Source organism: Mesorhizobium sp. M1E.F.Ca.ET.063.01.1.1 (assembly GCF_003998155.1).
Classification (GTDB): Bacteria; Pseudomonadota; Alphaproteobacteria; order Rhizobiales; family Rhizobiaceae; genus Mesorhizobium.
In genome coordinates this window covers 1-22,282 of the sequence record NZ_RZSC01000008.1, presented here as the reverse complement: position 1 = coordinate 22,282, position 22,282 = coordinate 1, and the positions used below count along the sequence as shown (strand labels likewise).

Annotated in this window: 21 protein-coding genes; 6 read left to right on the top strand and 15 right to left on the bottom strand. The window is 57.8% G+C overall.

Features of this window, described 5'->3' with window-relative positions; all coding sequences use genetic code 11:
* Nucleotides 1-115 precede the first annotated feature (115 nt).
* The 3 genes from EOA29_RS02070 to EOA29_RS02060 form a co-directional block, all read right to left on the bottom strand.
* Nucleotides 116-1,006 (bottom strand): EscD/YscD/HrpQ family type III secretion system periplasmic domain-containing protein, encoded by an 891-nt coding sequence (locus tag EOA29_RS02070; protein WP_029354836.1) that lies wholly within the window; start codon nt 1,004-1,006, stop codon nt 116-118.
* A gap of 116 nt (nt 1,007-1,122) precedes the next feature.
* Nucleotides 1,123-1,365 carry a nodulation protein NopA gene (locus tag EOA29_RS42730; protein ID WP_240992513.1) on the bottom strand — a complete coding sequence of 81 codons (243 nt, stop codon included), beginning with the start codon at nt 1,363-1,365 and terminating at the stop codon, nt 1,123-1,125.
* Between the two features lie 72 nt (nt 1,366-1,437).
* On the bottom strand, nt 1,438-1,767 hold the full coding sequence (locus EOA29_RS02060; RefSeq protein WP_029354838.1) for a hypothetical protein: 330 nt from the start codon (nt 1,765-1,767) through the stop codon (nt 1,438-1,440).
* Between the two features lie 1,369 nt (nt 1,768-3,136).
* Here EOA29_RS02060 and EOA29_RS02050 point away from each other — a divergent pair.
* Nucleotides 3,137-5,233: a hypothetical protein gene (locus tag EOA29_RS02050; RefSeq protein ID WP_240992514.1), complete on the top strand. Its 2,097-nt coding sequence runs from the start codon at nt 3,137-3,139 to the stop codon at nt 5,231-5,233.
* A 542-nt stretch (nt 5,234-5,775) separates the two neighbouring features.
* Here the strand turns inward: EOA29_RS02050 and EOA29_RS02045 are convergent.
* From EOA29_RS02045 to EOA29_RS01990, 12 genes are all read right to left on the bottom strand, one after another.
* Entirely contained in the window at nt 5,776-6,360 is a 585-nt protein-coding gene (locus EOA29_RS02045; protein WP_278050856.1) for an effector protein NopP, read from the bottom strand.
* A gap of 575 nt (nt 6,361-6,935) precedes the next feature.
* A complete protein-coding gene (locus EOA29_RS02040; protein WP_029354843.1) occupies nt 6,936-7,973 on the bottom strand; it encodes an EscU/YscU/HrcU family type III secretion system export apparatus switch protein in 1,038 nt (345 codons plus the stop codon).
* Nucleotides 7,970-8,788, bottom strand: coding sequence for a type III secretion system export apparatus subunit SctT (gene sctT, locus EOA29_RS02035; protein ID WP_091595845.1), 819 nt, complete (start codon nt 8,786-8,788; stop codon nt 7,970-7,972). The genes EOA29_RS02040 and sctT overlap by 4 nt, the downstream gene beginning before the upstream one ends.
* A gap of 8 nt (nt 8,789-8,796) precedes the next feature.
* Nucleotides 8,797-9,072 carry an EscS/YscS/HrcS family type III secretion system export apparatus protein gene (locus tag EOA29_RS02030; protein ID WP_024505375.1) on the bottom strand — a complete coding sequence of 92 codons (276 nt, stop codon included), beginning with the start codon at nt 9,070-9,072 and terminating at the stop codon, nt 8,797-8,799.
* A 2-nt stretch (nt 9,073-9,074) separates the two neighbouring features.
* The gene (gene sctR, locus EOA29_RS02025) at nt 9,075-9,740 is read right to left on the bottom strand and encodes a type III secretion system export apparatus subunit SctR (RefSeq protein WP_029354851.1); all 666 of its coding nucleotides are present in this window, start codon (nt 9,738-9,740) and stop codon (nt 9,075-9,077) included.
* Nucleotides 9,733-10,761 (bottom strand): type III secretion system cytoplasmic ring protein SctQ, encoded by a 1,029-nt coding sequence (sctQ, locus tag EOA29_RS02020; protein WP_187331393.1) that lies wholly within the window; start codon nt 10,759-10,761, stop codon nt 9,733-9,735. The genes sctR and sctQ overlap by 8 nt, the downstream gene beginning before the upstream one ends.
* An 89-nt stretch (nt 10,762-10,850) precedes the next feature.
* Nucleotides 10,851-11,363: a hypothetical protein gene (locus EOA29_RS02015; RefSeq protein WP_127220141.1), complete on the bottom strand. Its 513-nt coding sequence runs from the start codon at nt 11,361-11,363 to the stop codon at nt 10,851-10,853.
* Nucleotides 11,339-12,697: a type III secretion system ATPase SctN gene (gene sctN, locus EOA29_RS02010; protein WP_024505372.1), complete on the bottom strand. Its 1,359-nt coding sequence runs from the start codon at nt 12,695-12,697 to the stop codon at nt 11,339-11,341. The genes EOA29_RS02015 and sctN overlap by 25 nt, the downstream gene beginning before the upstream one ends.
* Complete coding sequence (gene sctL, locus EOA29_RS02005; RefSeq protein WP_091595841.1) at nt 12,694-13,317, bottom strand: type III secretion system stator protein SctL; 624 nt, start codon at nt 13,315-13,317, stop codon at nt 12,694-12,696. The genes sctN and sctL overlap by 4 nt, the downstream gene beginning before the upstream one ends.
* The gene (locus tag EOA29_RS02000) at nt 13,314-13,961 is read right to left on the bottom strand and encodes a nodulation protein NolU (protein ID WP_348628847.1); all 648 of its coding nucleotides are present in this window, start codon (nt 13,959-13,961) and stop codon (nt 13,314-13,316) included. The genes sctL and EOA29_RS02000 overlap by 4 nt, the downstream gene beginning before the upstream one ends.
* Nucleotides 13,954-14,817, bottom strand: a complete 864-nt coding sequence (gene sctJ, locus EOA29_RS01995) for a type III secretion inner membrane ring lipoprotein SctJ (RefSeq protein WP_091595839.1) — start codon at nt 14,815-14,817, stop codon at nt 13,954-13,956. Before sctJ ends, EOA29_RS02000 begins: the two co-directional genes overlap by 8 nt.
* Before the next feature lie 9 nt (nt 14,818-14,826).
* The gene (locus EOA29_RS01990; protein WP_029354864.1) at nt 14,827-15,336 is read right to left on the bottom strand and encodes a nodulation protein NolB; all 510 of its coding nucleotides are present in this window, start codon (nt 15,334-15,336) and stop codon (nt 14,827-14,829) included.
* A gap of 186 nt (nt 15,337-15,522) precedes the next feature.
* On the opposite strand from EOA29_RS01990, the gene EOA29_RS01985 reads away from it, so the two are divergent.
* The 5 genes from EOA29_RS01985 to metK all read left to right on the top strand — a co-directional run.
* A complete protein-coding gene (locus tag EOA29_RS01985) occupies nt 15,523-16,221 on the top strand; it encodes a secretin N-terminal domain-containing protein (protein WP_091595837.1) in 699 nt (232 codons plus the stop codon).
* Between the two features lie 427 nt (nt 16,222-16,648).
* Nucleotides 16,649-18,460, top strand: coding sequence for an HrpF/NolX family T3SS translocon protein (locus EOA29_RS01980; RefSeq protein ID WP_236370748.1), 1,812 nt, complete (start codon nt 16,649-16,651; stop codon nt 18,458-18,460).
* A gap of 1,056 nt (nt 18,461-19,516) precedes the next feature.
* Nucleotides 19,517-19,861: a helix-turn-helix domain-containing protein gene (locus EOA29_RS43970; protein WP_091595831.1), complete on the top strand. Its 345-nt coding sequence runs from the start codon at nt 19,517-19,519 to the stop codon at nt 19,859-19,861.
* A gap of 37 nt (nt 19,862-19,898) precedes the next feature.
* Nucleotides 19,899-21,236 carry a serine hydroxymethyltransferase gene (glyA, locus tag EOA29_RS01965; RefSeq protein ID WP_091595829.1) on the top strand — a complete coding sequence of 446 codons (1,338 nt, stop codon included), beginning with the start codon at nt 19,899-19,901 and terminating at the stop codon, nt 21,234-21,236.
* A gap of 57 nt (nt 21,237-21,293) precedes the next feature.
* Nucleotides 21,294-22,282: methionine adenosyltransferase (gene metK / locus EOA29_RS01960; protein ID WP_127220140.1), on the top strand; the 989-nt coding region annotated here is incomplete at its 3' end.

The following is a 22,282-nucleotide window of genomic DNA, read 5'->3' as shown; positions in this document are numbered from 1 at the left end:
ACAGGCGCGAAATGGCTGGGCAGCAAATTTTTCCAACGCAGCCAGCTTGTCAGCACCGAGCGCGACAGGATGTTTGGCTGGCCATAGAGTGCTGCTTGATGGGGCCTGCGAGCTTTCAATATGGGAGAGCAGCAATGCGGCCATTCCTGCTCAGCAGCACACGGCTGTCCTCAATACGATCGACTACCCATCCATCAGCCAAAATGGCCCCGACAAAATACTTCTCGCTGTCGATGACAAGATACGGTTGGGCCCCATGCCACACAGCTTCGACCGCGATTGCGGATGGCGCCTTCTCCTCTTTGATGAGCACTCCGTTCACCAGTGTTAGAGTACCCTTGGTGCGACGATCGAACGATTGCTGAAGCTTCTGCCAGCTGATGACCGATTCAGACGTGACGGTGCCCTCGGCGGTCACAACACCCTTTGCGGAGCCAATCTTGACGTCGAGAAGACCCGCTCGATCGACTTCCTCCTGCAGCTCTTTGGCCGCTGCCCCCGTAAGTTCATTGTCAGCGCGGTGACTGATCGTTCTGGACGCGACTTCAGCCCGAAGTGAATTGGGGCTCGATCCACTTGCATTGCCAAGATAGGAGAACATGCCCGAAAGCGCGCCGATCCCGAGTGAGCTGATTATCACCATGGCGAGCACACCGATCGGTAGGCGCGGTATGCCGGTCGAACCAGGCGGCTCTGCATCCTGCACGGACCAAGCAATGGACATCTCGCCTACGAGCAGGACGGCAGGAAGGGGCACAACAACGGACTGGCCTGCGGCGATATTCCGGTTGCCCTCGATACTGAGTCCGGGTGCAAGCGCCTCGAGTTCGATCGACTTGCCAAGAAGAGTTACACGAAGATGATGCGGTGCCAGTCCTTGCTCGACAAAGACCAAATCGGCATCGAAGCCGCTGCCGATTAAACACGTTTGAAGATCCGTCTTGCCGGTCAGTCCGCAATAGAGCCCCGAAAGCACTTCGAAACGGAGGGAAACGGCGTCATCCACAGAGCATCTCTCAAACAGGATAGAAGCCGCACGGCAATTGCCATGCGGCTCATTTCGGGACTACGTCGCGTCAATAAGGAGACGCGCTAGGGGCAGTCTAAAAGCCGCTTCCGACATTACGAAACGCGTTCGTCGGCGGCCTTCTTGATGGTCTGGAGATTGGTCGTTAGAGTGCGCAACTGGACACTCCTTTTCGTCGCCTCCAAGCTAACATTGGTTAGTTCTTGCACTTGCGCCTGAAAAGCAGTAGCATCAGCTCCGCTTGTATTGGCGGGAGTGCTACTGTTAGTTTTATCGGTGTTGCCAGTGCTATTGGTGTTGGTATTGCCTGATTTTTTATTATTATCAACTGCAGCCATGATCATTCCTCTTTCTGTTGGAGTTGTGCCGTCGATAACGGCCTGTATGACCTCACGCCGGATTTTCCCGCGTCAGGCATCTTCTGTGTCATCCAAAGCTTCATCGGCCTCAGCCATCGCATCGCTCGCGAATTGGCACGCGAACGATCGCAGGATACTTTGGAAGGCTTCACTTTGTGCTGCAGACTGTGAGTTGTCTTGAAGTTGATCATTTGAAACGGTCCGGTTATCCGCCCGGTCGTTCCCGCCAGCCGGCTTGCCATCATTCCCACCAGCCGGCTTGCCGTCATTCCCACCAGCCGGCTTGCCATCACTAGGATGCTCGGATTTCGAATCCCCATGGCCCTTTCGGATCAAGGAAGTCCCGAAGTTGCTAACTCCACTCCCAATTGCTGCGATCATCAGGTACTCCGGCATTTGCCATTGGCGGCGACGTGTTAGAGATCAATCTCGATCAAGCTAAGAGCGGGAGCTTTCGAGAACCTGACGGCTTTCGACAAAAACCGGCCAGCGCAAAAATGTATGCTCTGCAGGATTTTGCTCTCGCATCGAACAGTCGACGACGATCTCGGCTGTTCGGCCAATCCCGCCGTCCACGCGTGCCGCGACCGAATGGCAGCCGCAGCAGCTCGTTTGCATCCTCGATGCTGTGGTGTCGAACAGGAGACACGGTCCACGTGCTGCATGACCGCAATGACCGTATTCTTGCTGGCTCCACGGGCGCACGCAACGAGCAGGAACTCGGTCTTTGCATCACCATTCTCTCGCCTGCACATCACGGCCCGGCGCGGTGAGCTCATTGGCTTCGAGAAGGTCGGCGACCGTACGAACATGGGATGGTCTGCCGGCTTTGGGAGGCCGGTGCGGATCCTCTTCTCACCATATCGAAAGCTTGAAGCGGTCGGATTTTCTTGCCCTGTTCGTGAGAACTCCCATCGTCAGCTAATCGTCAGCCAAGCGGTCTATCTAGGCCGGCCGTGCCTGACCTTCGGATCCAAAGGTCCCGTCTCGACACTTTTTGTAACTATAGATCGAAATGGTTTCCCGCGCGATACGCAACGCACACGCATCTCTGAAGCAAATGTGTGACTTTGTCGGTGGCGAACGAGAGGAGTGACGCCTCAATAAAATCGTCAGGCACGTGTCTAGGAAGGGGAGCTAGCCGAGTTGGTCTGATTTCATTCGCTGTTCCTGGAAATCGGCGGACTGAAGCGCTGATAATCTCAGGACATCGATGGCAACGTTGCGAAAGTCCTGTGAGCTCGGGCCAATCTTGGCCTGCTACTGAGAAGCACTTTGGCGGGAACATTACGCCGTCGCGGGTCTGGCTGACCGTGACGTTAACCGAAAGATGCCGCTGGTCTCGTCAGCCGCCAGCACAATAGCAGCACATTCTCGCCTACTACGGAGACGCAATATGAAGGGCATTGGCCGACCACGGAAATCGCAGGCTGAAACTGGAGCCAGCCGCGCGGGGCGGGCGAGCAGTTCCCTTTCGCAATCAAGTCTTGCTGCGGGAGAAGGTGGACAGTCATTCGATTCCGTTGTGGAGCAGATGCGCTCTGGGGACGCCGATAGGAGGCCCTCCTCCCTTCCAGTTGCGCGCGGTCCAGGCGATGCCCGCGAAAGTCTGCCAGGCGCCTCGATTGGCGAAGATCAAATCCTGAACGCACCGCCACGTGGAGCCGCTGCGCCACCACGCGGAACCGTAGCGCCACGTGGCGCAGCCGCAAGGCGGCGCGGTTCTCCCTCCATGTCTGAGGGCGAAGCCATGGCGCCGGTCGGTAGCCAACTATCAACCGCGCAGGTGGAAGGCACCAGCTCATCGTCAAATGAAGATATCAGTCCGACACAGCTCAGAATGAACAGTCTTGTTCAACAACTGACTGATTGCGAGGCTGCGGCCAGGAAAACCGACGTCCCCGAGGAGGCGGTGGAGCTGATCAGTCGGGTCGTCGATGCAGCCTCAGCAATTCTGGAGTACCGCGCTAGCCTGCCTGCGGCTGAGGCGCAGACAATTATGCCAGACGACAAGGTGCGTAGATGTTGCCAGATCGTGTGCGACGCCGCGAATGAAGTAGACAAACTTGGCCTGTCGACGATCACGAAATTGGACAAAAAGACCAAGAAAGCGGCAGGTATGGTCGATAAACTCTACTCCTACTCCCAGGCGGACCGGCAGGAGCTGTTGATTTTAAATGTGGAGAACCACCATACGGCGGCAATTAAGTGGTGGGAAAAAAAGGCATGGCGCTCCGAACGGCAGCGATCCGCCTGCGCTGCCACCGCTAGCCTATCCAGTGGAACGCCCGTGATGCGGGAAGCCGAGCGGTGCGCACTGCGGCTGCGTGCCGGCTCGGTACTGAGTGTCAGGATCTGGCTGGTCCGTGAGCGGATCGGTCTTGCGCGGGCCAAGATTGAACTGCGGGCGAGCAGGTTCGAGCCAGATTTGAAGGAACTCCTCGTCGGTCGAAATGGAGTGGTGCAGCTGATGGCAAGCGCCGTTCAAGAAGCTCTTCGCGCCCTCTCTTTGGCGAAGGGCATAATGGATGATGGCAAAGCACTCAACGCTCATGATTGCGCGGTTGTAGAAAAAATCATGGAGCGGCTTTCGGATTTTGGATTGGCGTTGCACGAGGTGCATACCAAGCTAAGCCATACCTACCCAGATGCCGGCCTCCCATTGAAACTGTTCGAACGGATCGTGGACGATGCATGGATCACTGCGCACGATGCCATGCACTTGTTGAACCTGCAGTCTCCGCCGTCAGCCATCATGGCGCCACAGGCCCAGGCGGGCGCTGCGATGCCGGCCAGGGCAGGCGCTGCGATACCGGCTGACACTGCTGGTACGGCTGCAGTGTCAGAAGGCACTACAGCGCGAAGGAAAGGGAAGTCAAAGCATAAGTCGGCAGCTCGCGCCGGGACTTCTGCCGCCGGGCAGCCATCAACACCAGTCGCTGCGAACGCCGGCACAGTGCCAGCAGCCAAGGTTCTCGCGCGCTCGGATCAAGTTGCGAGTACACAGGTGAGAGCGCAAGAGGTGGCTGCGAGTTCGTCGGGGGCAGGCTCGACAATCGGGGGCGCCGCGTTGTCAATGGAGGTATTGACGGAGCGGCTCAAACGATTGGACGAACTTTTGCAGTTCGATCTGGCCGGTCAGCAAAGCGTCGTCTCCCAAGTGCGCCAGATGAAGCCTGAGGAGGCCGGTAAGGTCGTGGACGATGTGGCCCAGTACCTGCGAGCCCAGGCCATTGAGATGCAAACCTGTCTCGCCGGGTTGCAGGGGCGTAATGTACGCCTGCTACTCACCTCCACCCAGCTACCCAAAGTGCACGAACGCACAGACCAGCTCAAAGGGTTGCTGAACATGGTGCTGGGACAGGCCAACGCATTGAATGAAGGAAAAGCCGGCATTACGACTGATTGCATGAAGACCTACGCATTTCCGGCGCAAAAATACCTGGAACATTTGTGCAATGCCGACGAATTGATGCCGCCGGAGGCACCGGTCGCGCTGCGTGGCGAGCCAGGAAAGCTGTTTGAGATGAAGCTGCAGCCCAAGATGCTGGTCAATGGTGCGATGCCGAGCCCGATGTGGGTGCACATCCACACGAGTCGCCCCGTCATGGCCAGAAACTTGGAAGGGCTGGCTGATTCCGAATTCACCGCTTGCCACGTTAAATCCAACGAACAGCGCGGCTACAATCGAGAGCGAGAGGAAGCCGATGCTAGGTCCGGTCGCGAGAAGGTCATAATTCATCGCGGCAAACTCACCCCCGCTTTCTGTAAGTCCTTGTTGACCTCGGGGCTTGGCCGCCAACCACGCCATTCGCGTGCCGAGCTCCCGTCGGCGCAGGCTGCATGACAGGGCACGTACTTTGGGGTCTAGGGCAGAATGCGGCCGGCCACGCTGTGAGTCAGCGAGCATTTCTCCTGGCCAAACCGCGAATGCCGCTGCGCGAGTTGCGGTCCGGCGATTGGAGTCGATCGGCTACCGTCAGGGCCGATTTGCGATGTCGCGTTACCTGCTGTTGACGTGGCGGCGTATCTTGCCTCCCATCCAACTTATCGCCGAGATCGCGCCGCCAAGATCGAGGCGGAAGGTCTTCCTGCGAGCGCGGAGCAGGCATAGCCGATCCGATCGGGATCGGCGCATCGCAACGACCCAACGGTGTGGTGGAGAAAATTGGATTCGGGAGAGCTCGTATCCAAGAGGCGGAGTTCCGGCCCGAATACAATCCGCTCGCAAGCACCCACGATGCGCATCCGCAGTTTATTGTCTGGGAGATGGGCTGGATCGCTCGGCGGCGCTGGCGCTAAGGCGGGGCTGTCGCCGGACAATTAGCATTCACTGCCAACAGCCTTGCAACCGTCACCAGTTGCAAGGCTCGGCGGCGGGTCGACAAATCACATGAAATCGTCGTCAGACCCGCTATCGCTGCTGTCGCTGTCCTCGGTTTTGTGGAGATAGAGTGGAGGTTTGCCTGCACGCTGCCACTCACCGGCACTGTTCTTCGTCCATTTGTCGGGATGCTGCGTAGGGTCAAGCACCAGGTCGCCATGATCCACTTCAACAAACCCCATCGTCTGCGCGCGCGCTTGTGCTTCCGGATTAGCCGCACGCCAATTCAGCAACGGTCGGTCGCCGTCTATCCGAAGTTGATGCTCCAGCAGAATATCGCCCGCATTTTCGACGAGCGGATGGGCGACTTGAAGATCCACTATGGAAGTGACCTCAGTTCGACCAGGAAATTGTTCCCGCCAACTTTCCGATTCGAACTCGTTCATGCTGAATCCGCCTTCCATTCTCAGCAGTCCGGCACTCCGGTCTCCCAATTGGTAACTGAAATATCGCGCGTGCTCCGTATCTCGACGGATGCCATATTGCTGAGCAACGTCCGCGGTGCGCCTGGCTCGTGACGATACGAACTCCGAATACTCTTGAGGATTGTCGGCGATGTGCGTGATTTCATCACCATGAAATTGCCTCACCTGTCTCCTGAAGGAAGTCCTGTTGATCTCCACCACAGGAGGTCGGGAATTGAGGGAGTATGCTTGGGGAGCCGCCGATGATGAGGCGCCGCTACCTTCCGATCCGGATAAGTGCATTCGGGCAAATGTGTCCGCGAACCCTTCGCTTCCTGCATCCGATTGCTCGCCGGCATTATGCGCGCGGTAACTATCGGATGAGCCACCAATTCGACCATACATGACGATTCGTACTCCTATGTTTCGCAACCGAGCTCAAGTTAGCACGGCTGTTCAACATAGGGCGCTTAGTTGACGACTAGCTGACGAGGGCATTCCAACGGCTGCACCAATCAAATCCGCACTGCCGGCCTCAAAACCTCGGACTGCGCCACGCACCGGCCAGCAGAGGCTGAAAGGTCATGCCCGGAGGACTTGCCGTAGTTGCTGGGTGGCAGATCCGAGGGGAGTGATTGCCCCAGGCCCGCGGTTGCGCGGTTGGCCTGACAGAGACACTGGGGCACGGATGGCCAGCCGACATTTGCCACTAGCATGGAACCAGGTCAGTTTTGAACTGGGCAGTCGTGGACTTCCAATGACTAGGCCAAGCCTGCGGCAAAGAATGCTTTCGCGACAGGCTGGAAATATTGCATAGGAACCGCGTGGCCGAGTTTTGTAGTGCTTATCAGCTGACGCGCTAAGACATGGTCATGGACGATCGTCAGGCGTAGTGCCCGCGCCTCACTCAACACATGTGAAACGCGCTCACCTTCGGCACGGCAAACTAAGAACGGCACCCCGGTTTCACCGCGAACGTAACGCAGACCGATCAGGACCGCCCTTCCTGTTAAGACCAGCGTGGCGCGATGCACGCCAAGCGCAGGCTCGTCGGCCGCCTCCTCGCGGATGCGACGCTGTTCACCTTTCAACTCTGGCGCTCCTTGCTGATCCTTCGACTCGCGCGTCACTTCGGTATTGGTCATGCGCATTTCGCGCAGATACAACGCGCGCTGGAGCAGGAGATCGATCAGTCCGCCGACCAGCAGTGCGCCGGCGCCAATTCCCATCAGCAATTTTGTCTCCATAAAGATGAGGCCAACACAGCCCATGCCGCAGATCGGCAGAGGGACCATTGTCTTCCACATCCCGAGAAGGACAATGGAAAAGGTTGCGCTGAGAACCAATACCTTGAACATGGTCTTGCAGACTTCGACCATGGAACGAGCAGACCCCAAGCGCTTCAGCCCTTCAAAGGGGTCAATTTTCTTAAAGCTGAGCTTCATCGGCTCCAGAGAGAAGACAAATCCACCATTGGCTAGCAGGCTGGCCAAAATCACCGCGGCGACGAGGGTTCCAAGCAGCGGGCCAACAGCCGCGACGGTGAGTTGGACGAGCACAACCAATGCCTGCGGCACCGCGGTATCGAAAGGTAGGCTCTGCAACTTGGTGGCTAATAGGAGCGCTTCCCGGCATTTGTCCTCGATCACGCTGCCTCTTAGCCAAAGGTAGCCGAGCCCAGCGCAAGTCCCGACCGCGCGGACGAAATCGGAGCTACGTGGCAGCTGTCCTTTTTTGCGCGCTTCACTTAACTTCTTCGGGCTGGCGGCGTGTGTCTTCTCTTCACTTGTGTCGCTCATGGCAGCAATTTGTCGAACCACTCCAGCGCGCCGTTGGCTTGTGTGACCTCCAGTTTCATGCTCTCCACCAGATAGGCAGCGTAGGTGACCATGAGAACTGGAAAGACAATGTTCTTGATTGCCGGAGACAGTTGGCTCGCCTTAAATTGCGGGGCAAAGCGACGCAGCAGCATCATCGATATATCAATCAGTATCAGGAAGAACACGACAGGCCCCGATACCAATAATGCCGTGCGCATTATGCGGTCGAGAAGCCCCAACAACTCCATTGCTCCTGGCCCGCTCAGTGTCGGGTGAAACTGATACACCGGCCAGATCAAGTAGCTGCGGTACAGGACACTGATCAAAGTTTCCAGGCCTCCTGATCCGACGAATATGGCAATCGCAGTGATCCCCAGAAAAACGCCCATCGCGGAAGCCTGACTGTTCGTCGCGGGATCGGCCGAAGCGGTCGGGCTGCTGATGCCGCGTTGGTTGTCGATAAGCTCCCCGGCAGCCTGAAGGCCCCAAAGCGGAATGCCAAGAAAAGTGCCAAGGAGTACACCGACAAAAACTTCCTTGAATCCGAGCAGGGTTAGCTGGATCAGGCGTGTATCAGAATCCAGCGCCGGCAATCCGCCGCTGACGTGTGCCAGGCATGGTAGTGCGAAGCCAACAGCCAAACAGCCCCGGATCAGCCCACTGATCTGCGAGCGTGTGAATACGGGAAAGATCAGCATGATGCCCATCGCGCGGGCTGCCCCAAGACCTGCCGCAACGACGAGTTCGAGAGCCGTCTGGATCAGAATTTGAATATCGGCCGATGGCGCGTCCATGGGGCGGACTAGTAGCTAAGTGTCATTGCGGGAAACTCGGTGAAGATCTGATCGGCTAGCTCTATGAGCGGGGCGCTTAGCACAGGAGCAAACAGCCCAATCACCGCGACAACGACCAGAAGCTTCACGGTGAGCGGCAAGCTTTCATCCTGGATCTGCGTCGCCGCCTGGAGGATGCCGATGACGAGGCCGACAACCACTGATGCAATGAGCGGCGGTAGAATCCAGATCATGAAAACCACCAGTGATTGGCTCATAAGAGTAATGATGCTGGATTCAGTGATGATCAGCCTCCCGGTAACGTATAACTCAGCACAAGCCCATGCATCAATTTTGACCAACCATCAATGGCAACAAACAAAAAGATCTTGAACGGGACAGATATAACAGTTGGTGAGACCATCGACATACCCATTGCCATCAAGATAGTTGTCACTATCAGATCTATAACAATAAAAGGCAGATAAAGTAGAAATCCTATCTCAAATCCGCGCTTCAATTCTGATAGCAAGAAAGATGGTACAAGTATTGCAAAGTCATCAGGCGTGGCTGCAGCGTGCATTTCCTCTGGCCAGACCTTTTCTGTCGAAGATAGGAAAAATCGCCGCTGCTCTTCATTTGTGAATTTCTTGAGATGCTCGCGCAAGGGCTCACTTCCGGCTTTAGCGGCGCTTACCCAGTCGTCGAATGTCTGATAGTGGAGCTTGGGATCCGACATGCGGTCATAGGTCTGCTCAGCAACGGGCGCACTAACGAACATAGTGAGGATCATCGCCGCGGCGTACAGCACCACATTGGGTGGTATGGTCTGGGTCCCGAGCGCATTGCGGACGAGGAAAAGAACAATTGATACCTTTACAAAGGCCGTTGTCGTGGCAACTGCTAAAACCAGCAGACCGAGTCCGGCGGTAACCGCAAGAAGCGCCAGGATTGTCGGCTGAGCTTCACTCATTGCATGCAAACCCGCCACGGAGCCTGATGCCCAGCTCTTCTCCGATGCGGACAATGTCGCCACGCCCGATACGCTGACCATTGGCCACTATGTCGACCGGGCCGTCGATCGGCCATCCAAGTTCAAAAATATGCCCTTCGCCGGCACTTCTTAATTCCCCAAGAGAAATAGGCCAGCGGCCGCATTCAAAGACAAGCACGATCTCGACATCGTCGAGATCCTTAGTAAGCTCCAGTTGCGATCCGGGTTGTGTCATATGCGCATTCTCCAAAGGACACGGTCGCGGGCGGAAAGGCCCCCGCAAGATTAATTCATCGCCGTCAAGATCCGCCCCGGCGCACAACTGGCCGACAGCTAGGGTGATCTGGCCGCGGCCGAACGGCGCAATATCGGGCAACAATGCATCACCGACACATGCGCTTCGAAGAAGCGCCGCAGGAAGGCGAAGCGTGCCGACCTCTCCAGCAACAATGAGCGGGAGCTCTGGAGGCAGCCCGCCCAGCTGCCGCGGCAACTGGGCAAGCAGTTCGCCTAGCGCGCGAAACGCAGGCGGTACTAAGCCGTCAAGAGGCGTGAACAGGAATAGACGGCCCTTGCCCTTGACCGCGCCGAAAATGATGTCGAGTTCAAGATGAGGAGCCAGCATCGTGGCTTCGCATACGCGCACGAGTTGCACGTTCAGACGCGTCGTCTCCTCCAGTCGAGTGACAAGCGGCTCAAGAGCGAGTTCGAGAATAAGCGAAGCAGTTGGCTCGGAAGGGAAGGCCAAGCCGTTCTGCACTGTCGTGATGAACTCCTCTACGAGCGGGCGCGACAGCGACAAGATGACCGTTTCGGCTCCCACTCTCCAGACGCAGTCAAGCATCGGAATGGCAGCAGGTTCCTGCTGCCAGACAAGCCCTGCCGTTCGCACCGATAGCGGCACCTCGTTGATCCGGCTTTGAAACGGCGTGCGGGGCGCTGCTGTATCATTGAGCCACGAGACAACCGTGCGGGACAGTTTCAGAACTGGTTCGAACATGGCGGGTGTGACCGCAGCGGCTATCAAAGACTGCACGGTCGTGTCATTCGGACGACCTCTTGCGACTGTCGGATCCGGTTGCGCGGCATTTAGGCAAGCGACCCCCTCGCATATTTCAGCAGTATCTCGTCGTCGGCCTCGATCTCGGCTGCGGCCTCCGAATGAGTCTCGACGGCGCGCCGCACATCGTCCTCGATTTGTTGCCATTTGTCCCTTGCCGCCGAACATATGACCCATAGCTCCCTCGTCCTGGACGCCGCCATCTCAGCCTCCTCTTGAGCGATTTGGGCATCATCAAGCATCTGCCGTCTGGAAGTGACCTCAGCGGCAAGCTGTTCAGTGTGAAGGCGGTGACGGTTGAGCGCTGCGCTAGACAAGTTGTCGAGTGACATCAGATGCTGATAGAGCGCTGCTTCTGTTCTTGAACAATGTTGCTGTATCATTGCAAGCTCCCTAGCGGCATTTTGTACGGCTGAGGCGGCCACATCGCGCTGGGCTTCCTTCTTGGACAGCTCGCCAAGGGCACGACGCTCTTGCATTTCCTTCAGAAGCCGTAACCTCGAAGACTGAACCCAGTTCACGCGGTCAGACGCGACATCCATGCGACCGTCTCCTCGAAATCTGACGCGTCATCTTCGCTCTGGCGCAGAAACTCCCTCAGTTCGTCGATTGACGCGACGGCCCGGTCAGTCAGGGGATCTCCACCTGGCTTGTATTCGCCAACATTGATCAAGAACTCGGTCTCGGCATAGCGCGATAGGAGCTCGCGGAAAATGGATGCTGCCTTGCGATGTGTCCCCGAAACGACTGCATCCATGACGCGGCTGCGACTCTGCAGCACATCAATAGCGGGGAAATGCGATCGCGCCGCAATAGCGCGTGAGAGGATGACATGGCCATCGAGAATACCACGCGATTCCTCGGCGATTGGATCACCCGTGCCATCACCCTCTACAAGCACCGTATAGAAGGCCGTGATTGAGCCCCGCTCACCCATGCCGGCGCGCTCGAGCAGGCCTGGCAGCATGCCAAAAACGGAAGGAGGAAAGCCCCGTCGCGTCGGCGGCTCACCCGCAGCAAGGCCTATTTCGCGCATAGCGCGGCAGAAGCGCGTCAGCGAATCCAGCATGAGAGCAACGCGTAGGCCCTGATCGCGAAAATATTCCGCGAGCGCAGTCGCCATTGGAGCGCATTGCGCACGCTCCACCGCCGAGCGGTCGGAGGTTTCAACCACGACGACCGTACGGAGAAGGCCCTCTTCACCAAGATTCCTTTCGATGAATTCACGAACTTCCCGTCCACGTTCGCCTATGAGCGCCACTATGACGACGTCAGCGGCGGCACCCTTTACGATCTGTGACAACAGCGTCGACTTGCCACCACCTGGCTCGCCATAAATCCCGATCCGCTGGCCCTCGCCGCACGTCAGCAGACCATCGAGGACACGGACCCCAAGCGGGAATGGCCGCTCAATCATGCGCCTCGTCATCGGATTGGGGGCTCTGCCATGCAGGGGCCGAGTTTCGACGGTCTTGATTTCGCCTTTGCCGTCCAATGGGCGGCAACGACTGTCGATCACGCGACCGAGCAAATCGCCGCCGACGGGCACCTCACGCATTCGGCCAGTGGCCACGACCTCTGCGCGGCTGGATAGGCCCACCAAGTCCCCGATCGGTGTCAGCAATACACCATCACCCGACAGGCCGATCACCTCGGCCTCGAGCGACAGCCCGGTTCGCGGGTCCTCTAGGAGGCAAAGTTCCCCAATACGAGTATCTGGCAAGACGGCATGAACCAGTGTGCCGATAGCCCGCGTGATCCGACCGCGCACCGCACGCGTGTCAATTCGCTTGGCCGCAGCCCTCAAAGACGAGATTGCTGGAACGAGAGCTCGAGTGTCGGCGTCAGCGTTATGTTCTGGGACGGGCTTTCTCATAGCTCGCCTTTTTCACATAGCGTCCCGAAACCAAGGCGCAGCGCGCGCATCTGGGCGTCAAGTCCCAGGTCGACATTGCCGTACTCGCTCCACAGCACGCACCGTTGCGGCGACAACGTCGGGTCGGGCTCGATCCGCACCCTTGGTCGACCATCCTGGCCGTCGCATCGAGCAAACTCTCGTGCAAGCATGTCGACTTGCATGGGAGAAACATGAAGGCAAACTTCGGCGCCGCTGTATTGACACTCTATGGCGTGACGAACAGCCCTCACCAGTAGCTCGCCCGGATCGAAAGCGCCGATAAGATCGCTCAATATTTCCATCACGAGCTGCGGCAATTCCTGCTCCAGAGCCGCCTTTCGTCGCGCGATTTCGGAGATTGTCTCCGCAATCAGCCCTGCCATCTCCTCGGTGCCTGCATTCGAGCCCTCCATGTGGCCGCGCACCCACGCCCGCTGGTAAACGGCGCGTGCCCAGTTTCGAACGCGCTGCCGATGCCGTTCTGCCGCGGCAAGCGCTTGCGCGGCGCTGTGCCAGGTTTCGAGCTCGCTCGCGGGTATCAGTGGTCCGATTGGACGCATCTGCGGCGCTATTGGCCCCTCGGAAAGTTCGGCTGTCATTTCACCGGGGTCTCTGTCTCAAAATGAGCTAGTACAAGTGAAAGCAATTGGCCGGCGGCGGTCCAATGCTCAGGTGCTGGAGTCTCCGCGGCAGTCCCCTCGGGCAACCGAAGAAGCACGCGGTTACGCTCGGTCGCTGAACTGTCCTGGAGCCAAGCCCCAAGACATGCATGTCCATCGTATTCGATTTGCTGAGCGAGTTTTTCTGGGTCCGCGATCAGTCTGTTCTCAACGGCATGCAGCAGGTGTCGGATTCCGAATGCGTGTGCATCCACGCCGATGCGTTTAACAAGGATGGCAAGCTCAGGCTGAGAGACAAACGCGACCAGCGAACGGGCATGCCAGATACTACCAGCAAGAAGGGCAGCTCGATATGGATCGTGCCCGCGTAGAAGGTCCGGCCTGCAGCCGATGTGGTTCAGATCCACGTCATAGTTGCCCAGCAATTCTGCCAGCCTTGGATGCAGTCTGGAACACTTCTGCAACTTCACTAACGTTTCTGCCGATAACGCTGGATCAAGACGCGCCGCTAGACGGGTCGGATGGGCCGAAGCCGCAAGCTCGCTCGCGCCCGGAAAACGCAATTGGTGCGGACCATCAGGTCGGGCGGTCTGTATAGGCATTGGCAATGAGATGTCACCCACGTCCAATTGCAGGCATTCTTTTGCGAATGGCCTCGACAGCAGAAGCATCCCGGCGCCCCTCGACCTTGGAAACGCCGGTTGATTGCTTGCGCCGACGCGTAGCAACGCTGACCAAGAGATAACAGGCCACTGCGAATACGGCTGCGGCAAAACCTGTCACGGTCGCCAGAATTGGCGCAGGAAGAGGTGTTGATGCTTGTGGCAAAACAGCAGTCGGATCGGGCCGTTGCTCGTGTGCGGACCGTTCTACCGGCACCAAAACCACTTCCACCTTATCGTAGGACAAGCCTTCGATGCTGTCGGCTACCAGCATCTTTATCTTTGGCAGCAGAGCCGCGACATTTGTTTTGGCGTCGTGCCTGATAAACACCGCGGCCGAGGATGGCGTGGCGCCGGCTCGCACAAGGTCGTTATGCGGCAGCACGACGTGAACACGTACAGAAAAAACGCCATCGATATCGCTGATCGTCCGCGACAACTCTTCGCTCAGGGCATACACGTAACGGGCACGCTCCTCGGTCGGCGAGGCAATCAGGCCTGATCCTTGGAATATCTCACCGAGGTTCTTGAAGGATTGGCGCGGCAACCCCTTGGCGTTCAGAAGGTTGATTGAGAAGGCGAGCAGCTTTTCGTCAACCTGGATCGTGCTGGTCCCATCCTTGGCGACCACCCGGATCGCGGCGACCCCGTTGTCTTCAAGAAGTGCGAGCATTTCATTTGCCTCACGCTCTTGCAATTGCGTGTAGAGGTCGGTTTTGCAAGCACTGAGGGCGACGAGAACTAGCAGCATGACAAGTCTAACCGACCGCCACCCTGACAGGCCACGCATGATTTCGCCCTCGGCCAAGCCAATCATGCGCGCGGTTCAGCCTTCCTTCAAAAGTTTATTCACGGATGATGTGACGCCGCTGACGCCTTTGGAGATAAGCGCCACCTGGGTGACGCCGTTGTAAACATCCCGAAGACCAGCCATCATCGTTTCGAAGTCTTGCCCTTGTTGAGGAATGCCCGAGATTCCGGTTCCCGCCTCACCTGCGACGGGAAGCTTCTGCGCCGGTCCCGGTAGAGCGCCCTTCGAAAGGGCTATGTCATGGTCGAGCGCGGGGAAGGAAACAGTGTTGTGTGGATATAGGGAGGAAATCGTCTGCAACACGCGATCGCCCATGCCGCTCGTCGGCGCAGCCGCGCGCTGAACATCCATCGCCGCAGCAACTGGCGCCGCACTCGCTGGCTCCGCGGCGGCATTGTTTTTCAGCGAGTCGGCTGCATGCCCTAAGGCGCGCTCAAACTGGGCCTGCTCGACAATCGACGGTGATCCGACCCTGGGGAGGCCAGCCGTTAGAGTGGCAGAGATCGACGTGACAGGCATCATCATGTAAGGACTCGGTTGCTCTCTCTGACCGGGCGGGCCCCGCCCATTCATCACCCGGTGTCGGCGCAACACTCCTAGGGGGGCAAGCTGACAACAAGCTGACTAACGGCGGCGTCATTTCGACATCTAAAATCTCTTCGGCAATTTAGTCACTTGTGATGATTTCAGCGTTTGGTTTATCAGTGCGACATGCCGAGAACGCTTATCCAACCCGTCACCCTGCATGTTTTGAGACTTCTCTGTGCCGGGTTTTTTCTGTCCACCGGGATTCACCCGGCGCACGCAGTCCCGCTGTCCCTTCCGGCGACACCCTATAGATACACGGTTCTGGATCAGGAACTCGCTGCAGCGTTGCAGGAATTCGGCAACAACCTGAATATCAGGGTCAACATCAGTCCTGCGGTGAAGGGGCGAATTCGCGGACGTATGCCTGATTTGCCACCGCGCGCGTTCCTCGACCGCTTGACGAACCTTTACGGTCTCCAATGGTACTATGACGGCCTTGTGCTCTATGTGTCTGCTGCACAAGAATCGCAAACTCGAATGCTTTTGATGACGTCGATTCGCTTCGATGCGTTCAAGGGGGCTCTCGACAAGCTTGATATCTCCGACGAGCGCTATGTGGTCAAACCCGTGCCAGGCAATGGCCTCGTCTTCGTTTCCGGTCCACCGCGCTTCGTCGCACTCGTGGAGCAGACCTTTAACGGCTTGGTGGCGGAGGCGCAGGCGCAGACTCACATAGCGGCCACGCCAAAGGAATCAGTGCTGATCTTGTTTCGCGGCTCCTCCACTACGGTCGTTCGCGACGGACGACCGGATGCTTCTTATTCTTCTGACATCCCACAACAGGATAGCGTTGGCGGGAAGCCTGAGCTGGGCAAGAAATGAACATTGAGGATTTGCCGCAGCTCTGAAGAACATGACTGCGGCTACCCCTTTGTGAACTCTTCGCAAACTCGTCAGTTTCTCGAAAGCTAATCCGCTCATGATGAGTCCCGGCAGCTCTCGCGGTGACTCCGGCCATTGTGTTGGACCGAACCTTGGAGCCGGCCCGGAACACAGCAATTGAAGGCAGGGCAGGCGCATTCGTGACCTGCCGACGCTTGGAATTGTCGAATTTTGTGAAACGCAAGGGATCTTCTGTCGGGGTCTCTTGTGGGGATTTCAACGTCACGTCTGAGGATGCACAATGTCGGCCAGCAATCTTTCAACTTTCTACCGCTCAAATTCGCTACAGTCCGCAAGGGGTTGGCCGGGCCTGAAAGTTTCCCATTTTGCGACCCAGCATCAGCAAAGTGCATCGTGCTTCGAAGCGATGCTGTCCACTTGTGTGCTGGCAAACAAGCCCGGCTCTTTCGCGCAAGGGGATCTGCCAACGTCGAATCTTGATTCGACAATGGATAAATTGCGGCAGGACCCTTTGGGCCATCTGGCACCGGATGTCGAATCGACATTGAAGGGCTTGGAGCAACACCCACTGGATCTGCTGCCGCCACATATGAGGGCGGCTCTCAAGGAGGACCAATCGCAACGCTCCAAGGCGACTGAAGCCCAACATCTGCTCCGCGTCACCCCGAAGATCGAGCCGGCTCCCAGGCCGAGCCCCGGAATCACGTGGAACGGTGGGTCGCTGACCACGGCTGAGTTGCAGATTGTTGCGGTACTCAACCGTCACAAGGACCAATGCCCGCTTAGTTGGAAGTCGTTGACCGAGAAAGCCAATGATCCCTCTACGCCACCGGATCTGAAAGCGGCGATCAAGGGACTGCAGCAGGATTCGGGACTTTTTTATGCGATTGGCTCGCAGGGCGACGGCCGCTGTGGAGGCAAGATCAACGCCAAGGACTTGGCCGGATTTTCAAACCACCACCCACAAGTTGCTGCATTTCAGGAAGCCCAAGCGCAAAGCTACGAGCAGAACTACATACCATCCGACGGCAGCGGAGGTTTGCAGCCTTCGGTCATGACCTTGAGCGATGCCTTGCGGGAGTTTTACCGGTACTCCGAAAATCTGTCCAAGGACCTGAGTCTGGATGAGTTCAAGAAAATGGTCGGCGGCGAATCGAAAAACGGCAAATTTCCGCCCCAGGTCATTGCGGCGGCGCAATATTTCCTCGATCACCCCGATGCTTGGAACCAGTTGTGCGGTGGCTCGAAAGGGAAGATGCACAAAGAGGATTTCCTGCAAGTCGCCTCATCGTCGATGAGCCTCACGCAAACTGAGCTGAATACGGTCGAGATGATCAAGGACCATCAGGACACGTTCTTTGGAAGCGGTGTTCTGACTCGCGACAAACTGGCGAAAATGAAAGACGACAAGAGCCTTGATCCGAAAGTGCGGGAAGCAGCCTCTCAGCTCCTTTCAGATCCTCTTTTGTTTGGCCTCCTGAACAATTCGATCACGGGCTATAAGACCCATCATAAATTCTTCGACTTTGGCGGCGGGCATACGGTTGATTCCGGCAATATCAGCAAAAAAGACTTTGCCCATTTTTGCACAAACATGTCGTCTGCGAACCGCAACGTTCAGCAGCCAATCACCCACGGCGCCCAAACCGCAGAAGAGCAGAATGCCGTCGCGGACATGAAGATGGGCCTGATGGACCAGCCTGACATTAAGTCAGCCAAAAAGAACGGCGGGGCCGTCATGCACGTCGTCGACTCCGTGCTCAAAATCGAGACGAAAGTGCTCGACTTGGCGGCAACGGCGGTGGGACTGCTCAGCTTCATTCCGGGCCTCGGACAAGTAGCCGATCTTGCCTCGATGGTTCTCGAGGCTGAGTCGCAAGCAGCCAATCTCCTGCGTACGGCCATTAACGGAGGCGATATGAAGCGAGCGCTGGAGGAAGCTGGCCTCAATATGGCCGCGCAGGCGATCGGCCTTATCGCAGGCCCCGAGGTCAAGCTGGCCATTCGAAATGGGCTCGTAAAGCACCTGATGGAAGAGGCCTTGGCGGCAGGCATTGATCTTTCGGTCTCGACGGCGCAGGACTACGCAGAAGGCTATGTGAATAACCTCCAAGCGCGCCTTGCAGGCGGCCCTGAGCAAAACCTAGGCCTTCCGAGCATGCCATCATTCCAGAGTGTGGCAAGCAATGTGCCCTTCGTCGGCATTGCCTTATCCTAGCCGTCGCCTTGCGCGGAAGCTTTGGCTCGCGCGCTGAGATAAGGGTCATTGTGGCACAAGCAGGGGTTCATCCGCATCAACGCAAGCGGTGTTCCTGACGCCATCTTGATCGGACTGTGAGGGAGATGTCCGAAGTCTGTGAAGGCTTCGGTATATGACGACTTCAGAGTTACGCTGAGCCCAGCCATCTCGAGCCGGTGCGCCGGGTCGAGGTTTTCACGGGCGCCGGCCGGCAGCGGGAATGGTCTCCGGAAGGCACGGCGCGGATGGTGGCGGAGCTGGCGCAGCCGAAGGAACGGCTGTCGCGCGCCCAGGGCGGCCTCCCGAACAGCCAGACGATGATCTCCTGCGGCCTATATCCTTGTGCCCACGCTCAAGGCAGTCGGCTGAAAACAGCGCTGATTTAAAACAGCATTATCCTGCACTGCACCCTCGATCCTTGCGCTCACCGATCGCTCGTCGACACGCACGCGGTCAAGTCGTTATCGGCGCTATGCCGATGGGCTTCGAGAGCAAGGTGGACGCTGAGCGGTGCGTCAGCCTCAGGGCGCGGCTGGCCAGCTTTGGGTCTCACGCTCTATGACGGCAACACCCGGCTGATCCACTTGGCCTGTTCGGGGGCTCCCGGCAGCGGCGCGGAAGCCACGGTCCGCCTTCCTCGGCTTCAGGCCAAAGACACCGCAGCATGCTCCAGAGCTATGTCTGCCGCCTTCGCCCCATCGTCGCTGGTCATGTGGAAAGGACAAGCAGGCTACGCACCCCATAATCCCGTCGGGCAGGATTCGACAGTCGACGGCGAGACATTCGCCAAACCTCACCCTTGATTCTCAGCAACGTTAAAAAAAATTCACATAATGTTCGTGAGCGTAGTCTCCTGTCAGGTGGTACATTAGCCCCAATATCTGGCGTCTTAGTCGTAGAAAGGACTGTGATCCATCTTCCATTAGCATCCATACCAGCGGATTTACAGCAAATGACGAGAAGAGATCTCATGCGGATTGATGGGGATAGAAGGGCTAGCGGCTTGCTGCATCCCGTCCGGGTTGATGCCAACCAATGTTGACACTGGTAAATCGCGTAAGGACGGCAGCGCATCTTGATCGCCTTCGAATCCTGGGCCTTTGCGCGCATGCGGATCTAACCGTCGGCGAGCTGGCCGATATTACCAGTCTGCCTCGCGAGCAGGTTCGACGCCACGTCCGGCGGCTGGTCAGAGCCAACTTTCTTTGCTGCAACGAACAACGTCCGCAGTCTTCGTACCATATGCAAGCAGGAGGCAAGGATGGCGGGCTGGCTCAATTGGTGGTCGATCTCCTGCCCCACGATGATGGTCATCATAAAAGAGACCTACAACGCCTGGAAGCAATACAAGACGCGCGGTTGAAGGGACCGCCTGCTTGATCGTGAAATAGATCAGTCCAAATGGAGCGCGACTACCATGGATAACTCCGCCGGCGGCGCCATCGCGCAGCCCGACACTTACGGGCGGCCTCACTTAGCCGCCGTCGACTCCCGCGTTCGCGAACTGCTTCTAAGACAGGAGCGCCAGGAGCGGACAACTCTCAAACTGATCGCCTCCGAGAACTTTGCCTCCTCGGCGGTGTTGGAAGCGACCGGGTCGATTTTCACCAACAAGTATGCCGAGGGATACCCCGGTGCGCGCTACTACGCCGGAAACGAGATCGTCGATGAGCTTGAGACCCTCGCGATCGAGCGCCTGAAAGCGCTATTTGGCAGTGAACACGCCAACGTCCAGCCTTATTCAGGCTCGCCAGCCAACCAGGCTGTCTATCGCGCGCTTTTGAGCCCCCGTGACAAAGTGATGGGCTTGCCTTTACCCGAAGGCGGCCATCTGACTCACGGTTGGTCCGTCAATTTTTCCGGCAGCGATTATCAGCGCGTCCCGTACAGGCTGCACGAAAAGACACAGCAAATTGACTATGACCACTTGCGCGAGACCGCCAAGCGGGAACGCCCGAAGCTAATTTGGGTCGGCGGAACTGCTTATCCGCGTATTTTTGACTACGCGGCAATGGCCGAAATTGCTTCGGAGGTGAACTCGTATCTGGTGGCTGACATCGCCCACATCAGCGGCCTGGTTGTCGCAGGAGTGCATCCGAACCCCGTGCCCCATTGCGATGTGGTCACCAGCACCTCTCACAAGTCGATCCGCGGTCCCCGGGGTGGCTTCATTTTATCAAGGAATGAAGACCGTTATCAGCCCCTCCATCATCCGAAGAGCAAACACAATCTGGCCAAACGTATAGACCGCGCCGTGTTCCCTCTTCTGCAAGGCGGACCGCATATGAATACTATCGCCGCGCTTGCCGTCGCTTTGCAGGAAGCAGCGAACTCGTCCTTTCGTGTCTACGGTCAGCAGATCGTCCACAACGCCAAGGCTCTGGCCCAGGCGCTTCTGGAGCGAGGTTATGAACTCGTCACCGGGGGCACTGACAATCACATGCTGATCCTTGATCTTCGGGACCGGCCGCTGTCAGGCAAAGCCTATGCGGAGCGCTTATCGCGTGCAGGCATCATTGCGAATTTCAATATGGTCCCGGGCGACCGGCGGCATCCGGCGCTGACAAGCGGCATCCGCTTAGGGACGCCAGCGGTGACGTCCATGGGCATGCGCGAAACGGAGATGGTGCAGATCGCCGCTTTCATCGACTCGGTCTGCCGCCAGCCCGATGACCAGGAAGTTCATGCGAGCGTACGAAGAGACGTTGCCGACTTCTGCACTGCGTTCGATGTTCCCGGCATCCCCGACCGATAAGCCACCCCAATCCAGAAACTCCTCACTAACTCCAGCACTTGAAGCGAGGGCATTTTTATGACCAGGCAGTTCGTGTTCTCTTCCGAATCCGTCGGCGCGGGACACCCCGATAAGATGGCAGACAACATCTCCGATGCCATTCTCGATGCGGTCCTGCGCACCGATCCGAAGGCGCGCGTCGCCTGTGAAGTGTTGGTGAAGACGGGGATGGTCGTTGTGGCTGGCGAGATCACCAGCCATGCCCACATCGATTACAGCCAAGTCGCCCGCGATACGATACTCGATATTGGCTACGACGATGATGCGATTGGCTTTGATGGTCGACGTTGCGCCGTCGTTCTGGCCCTCACCGAGCAGTCGCCCGACATAAGCCAGGGCGTTGATGAAGGACGAGGGCAGGATCTCGGGCAGGGGGCAGGGGATCAGGGCATCATGTTTGGATTCGCATGCAACGAGACGGATACATTGATGCCCCTGCCGATCCAACTCGCTCACCATTTGACGAAAAGACAGGCCGAGGTCCGGAAAGCGGGACAGCTTGGCTGGCTGCGTCCGGACGTGAAATCTCAAGTGTCCGTACGCTACGAAGGGCTCCGCCCGGTGGCGCTGGATACCATAGTCCTGTCAACGCAGCATGACGAAGCGGTCTCACAAGCCACGGTCCGCGAAGGCGTCATTGAGGAGATCATAAAACCGGTCCTGCCGGCCCACCTGGATACTTCGGGGATCAGATTTCTGGTCAACCCAACAGGGCGGTTCGTGGTCGGTGGGCCTGCCGGCGACTGCGGCCTCACAGGACGGAAGATCATCGTCGATTCCTACGGTGGGACCGGGCGTCACGGCGGCGGTGCCTTTTCGGGCAAGGACCCATCCAAGGTTGACCGCTCGGCGGCCTATGCCGCCCGGTATGTCGCGAAGAACATCGTTGCCAGCGGCCTTGCGGAGGTCTGCGAGGTTCAGCTTGCCTACGCGATCGGCGTGGCCAGGCCGGTTTCTGTCATGGTCCATACTTTCGGTACCGCAAGGGTCGATGGAAAAAGGAGTGA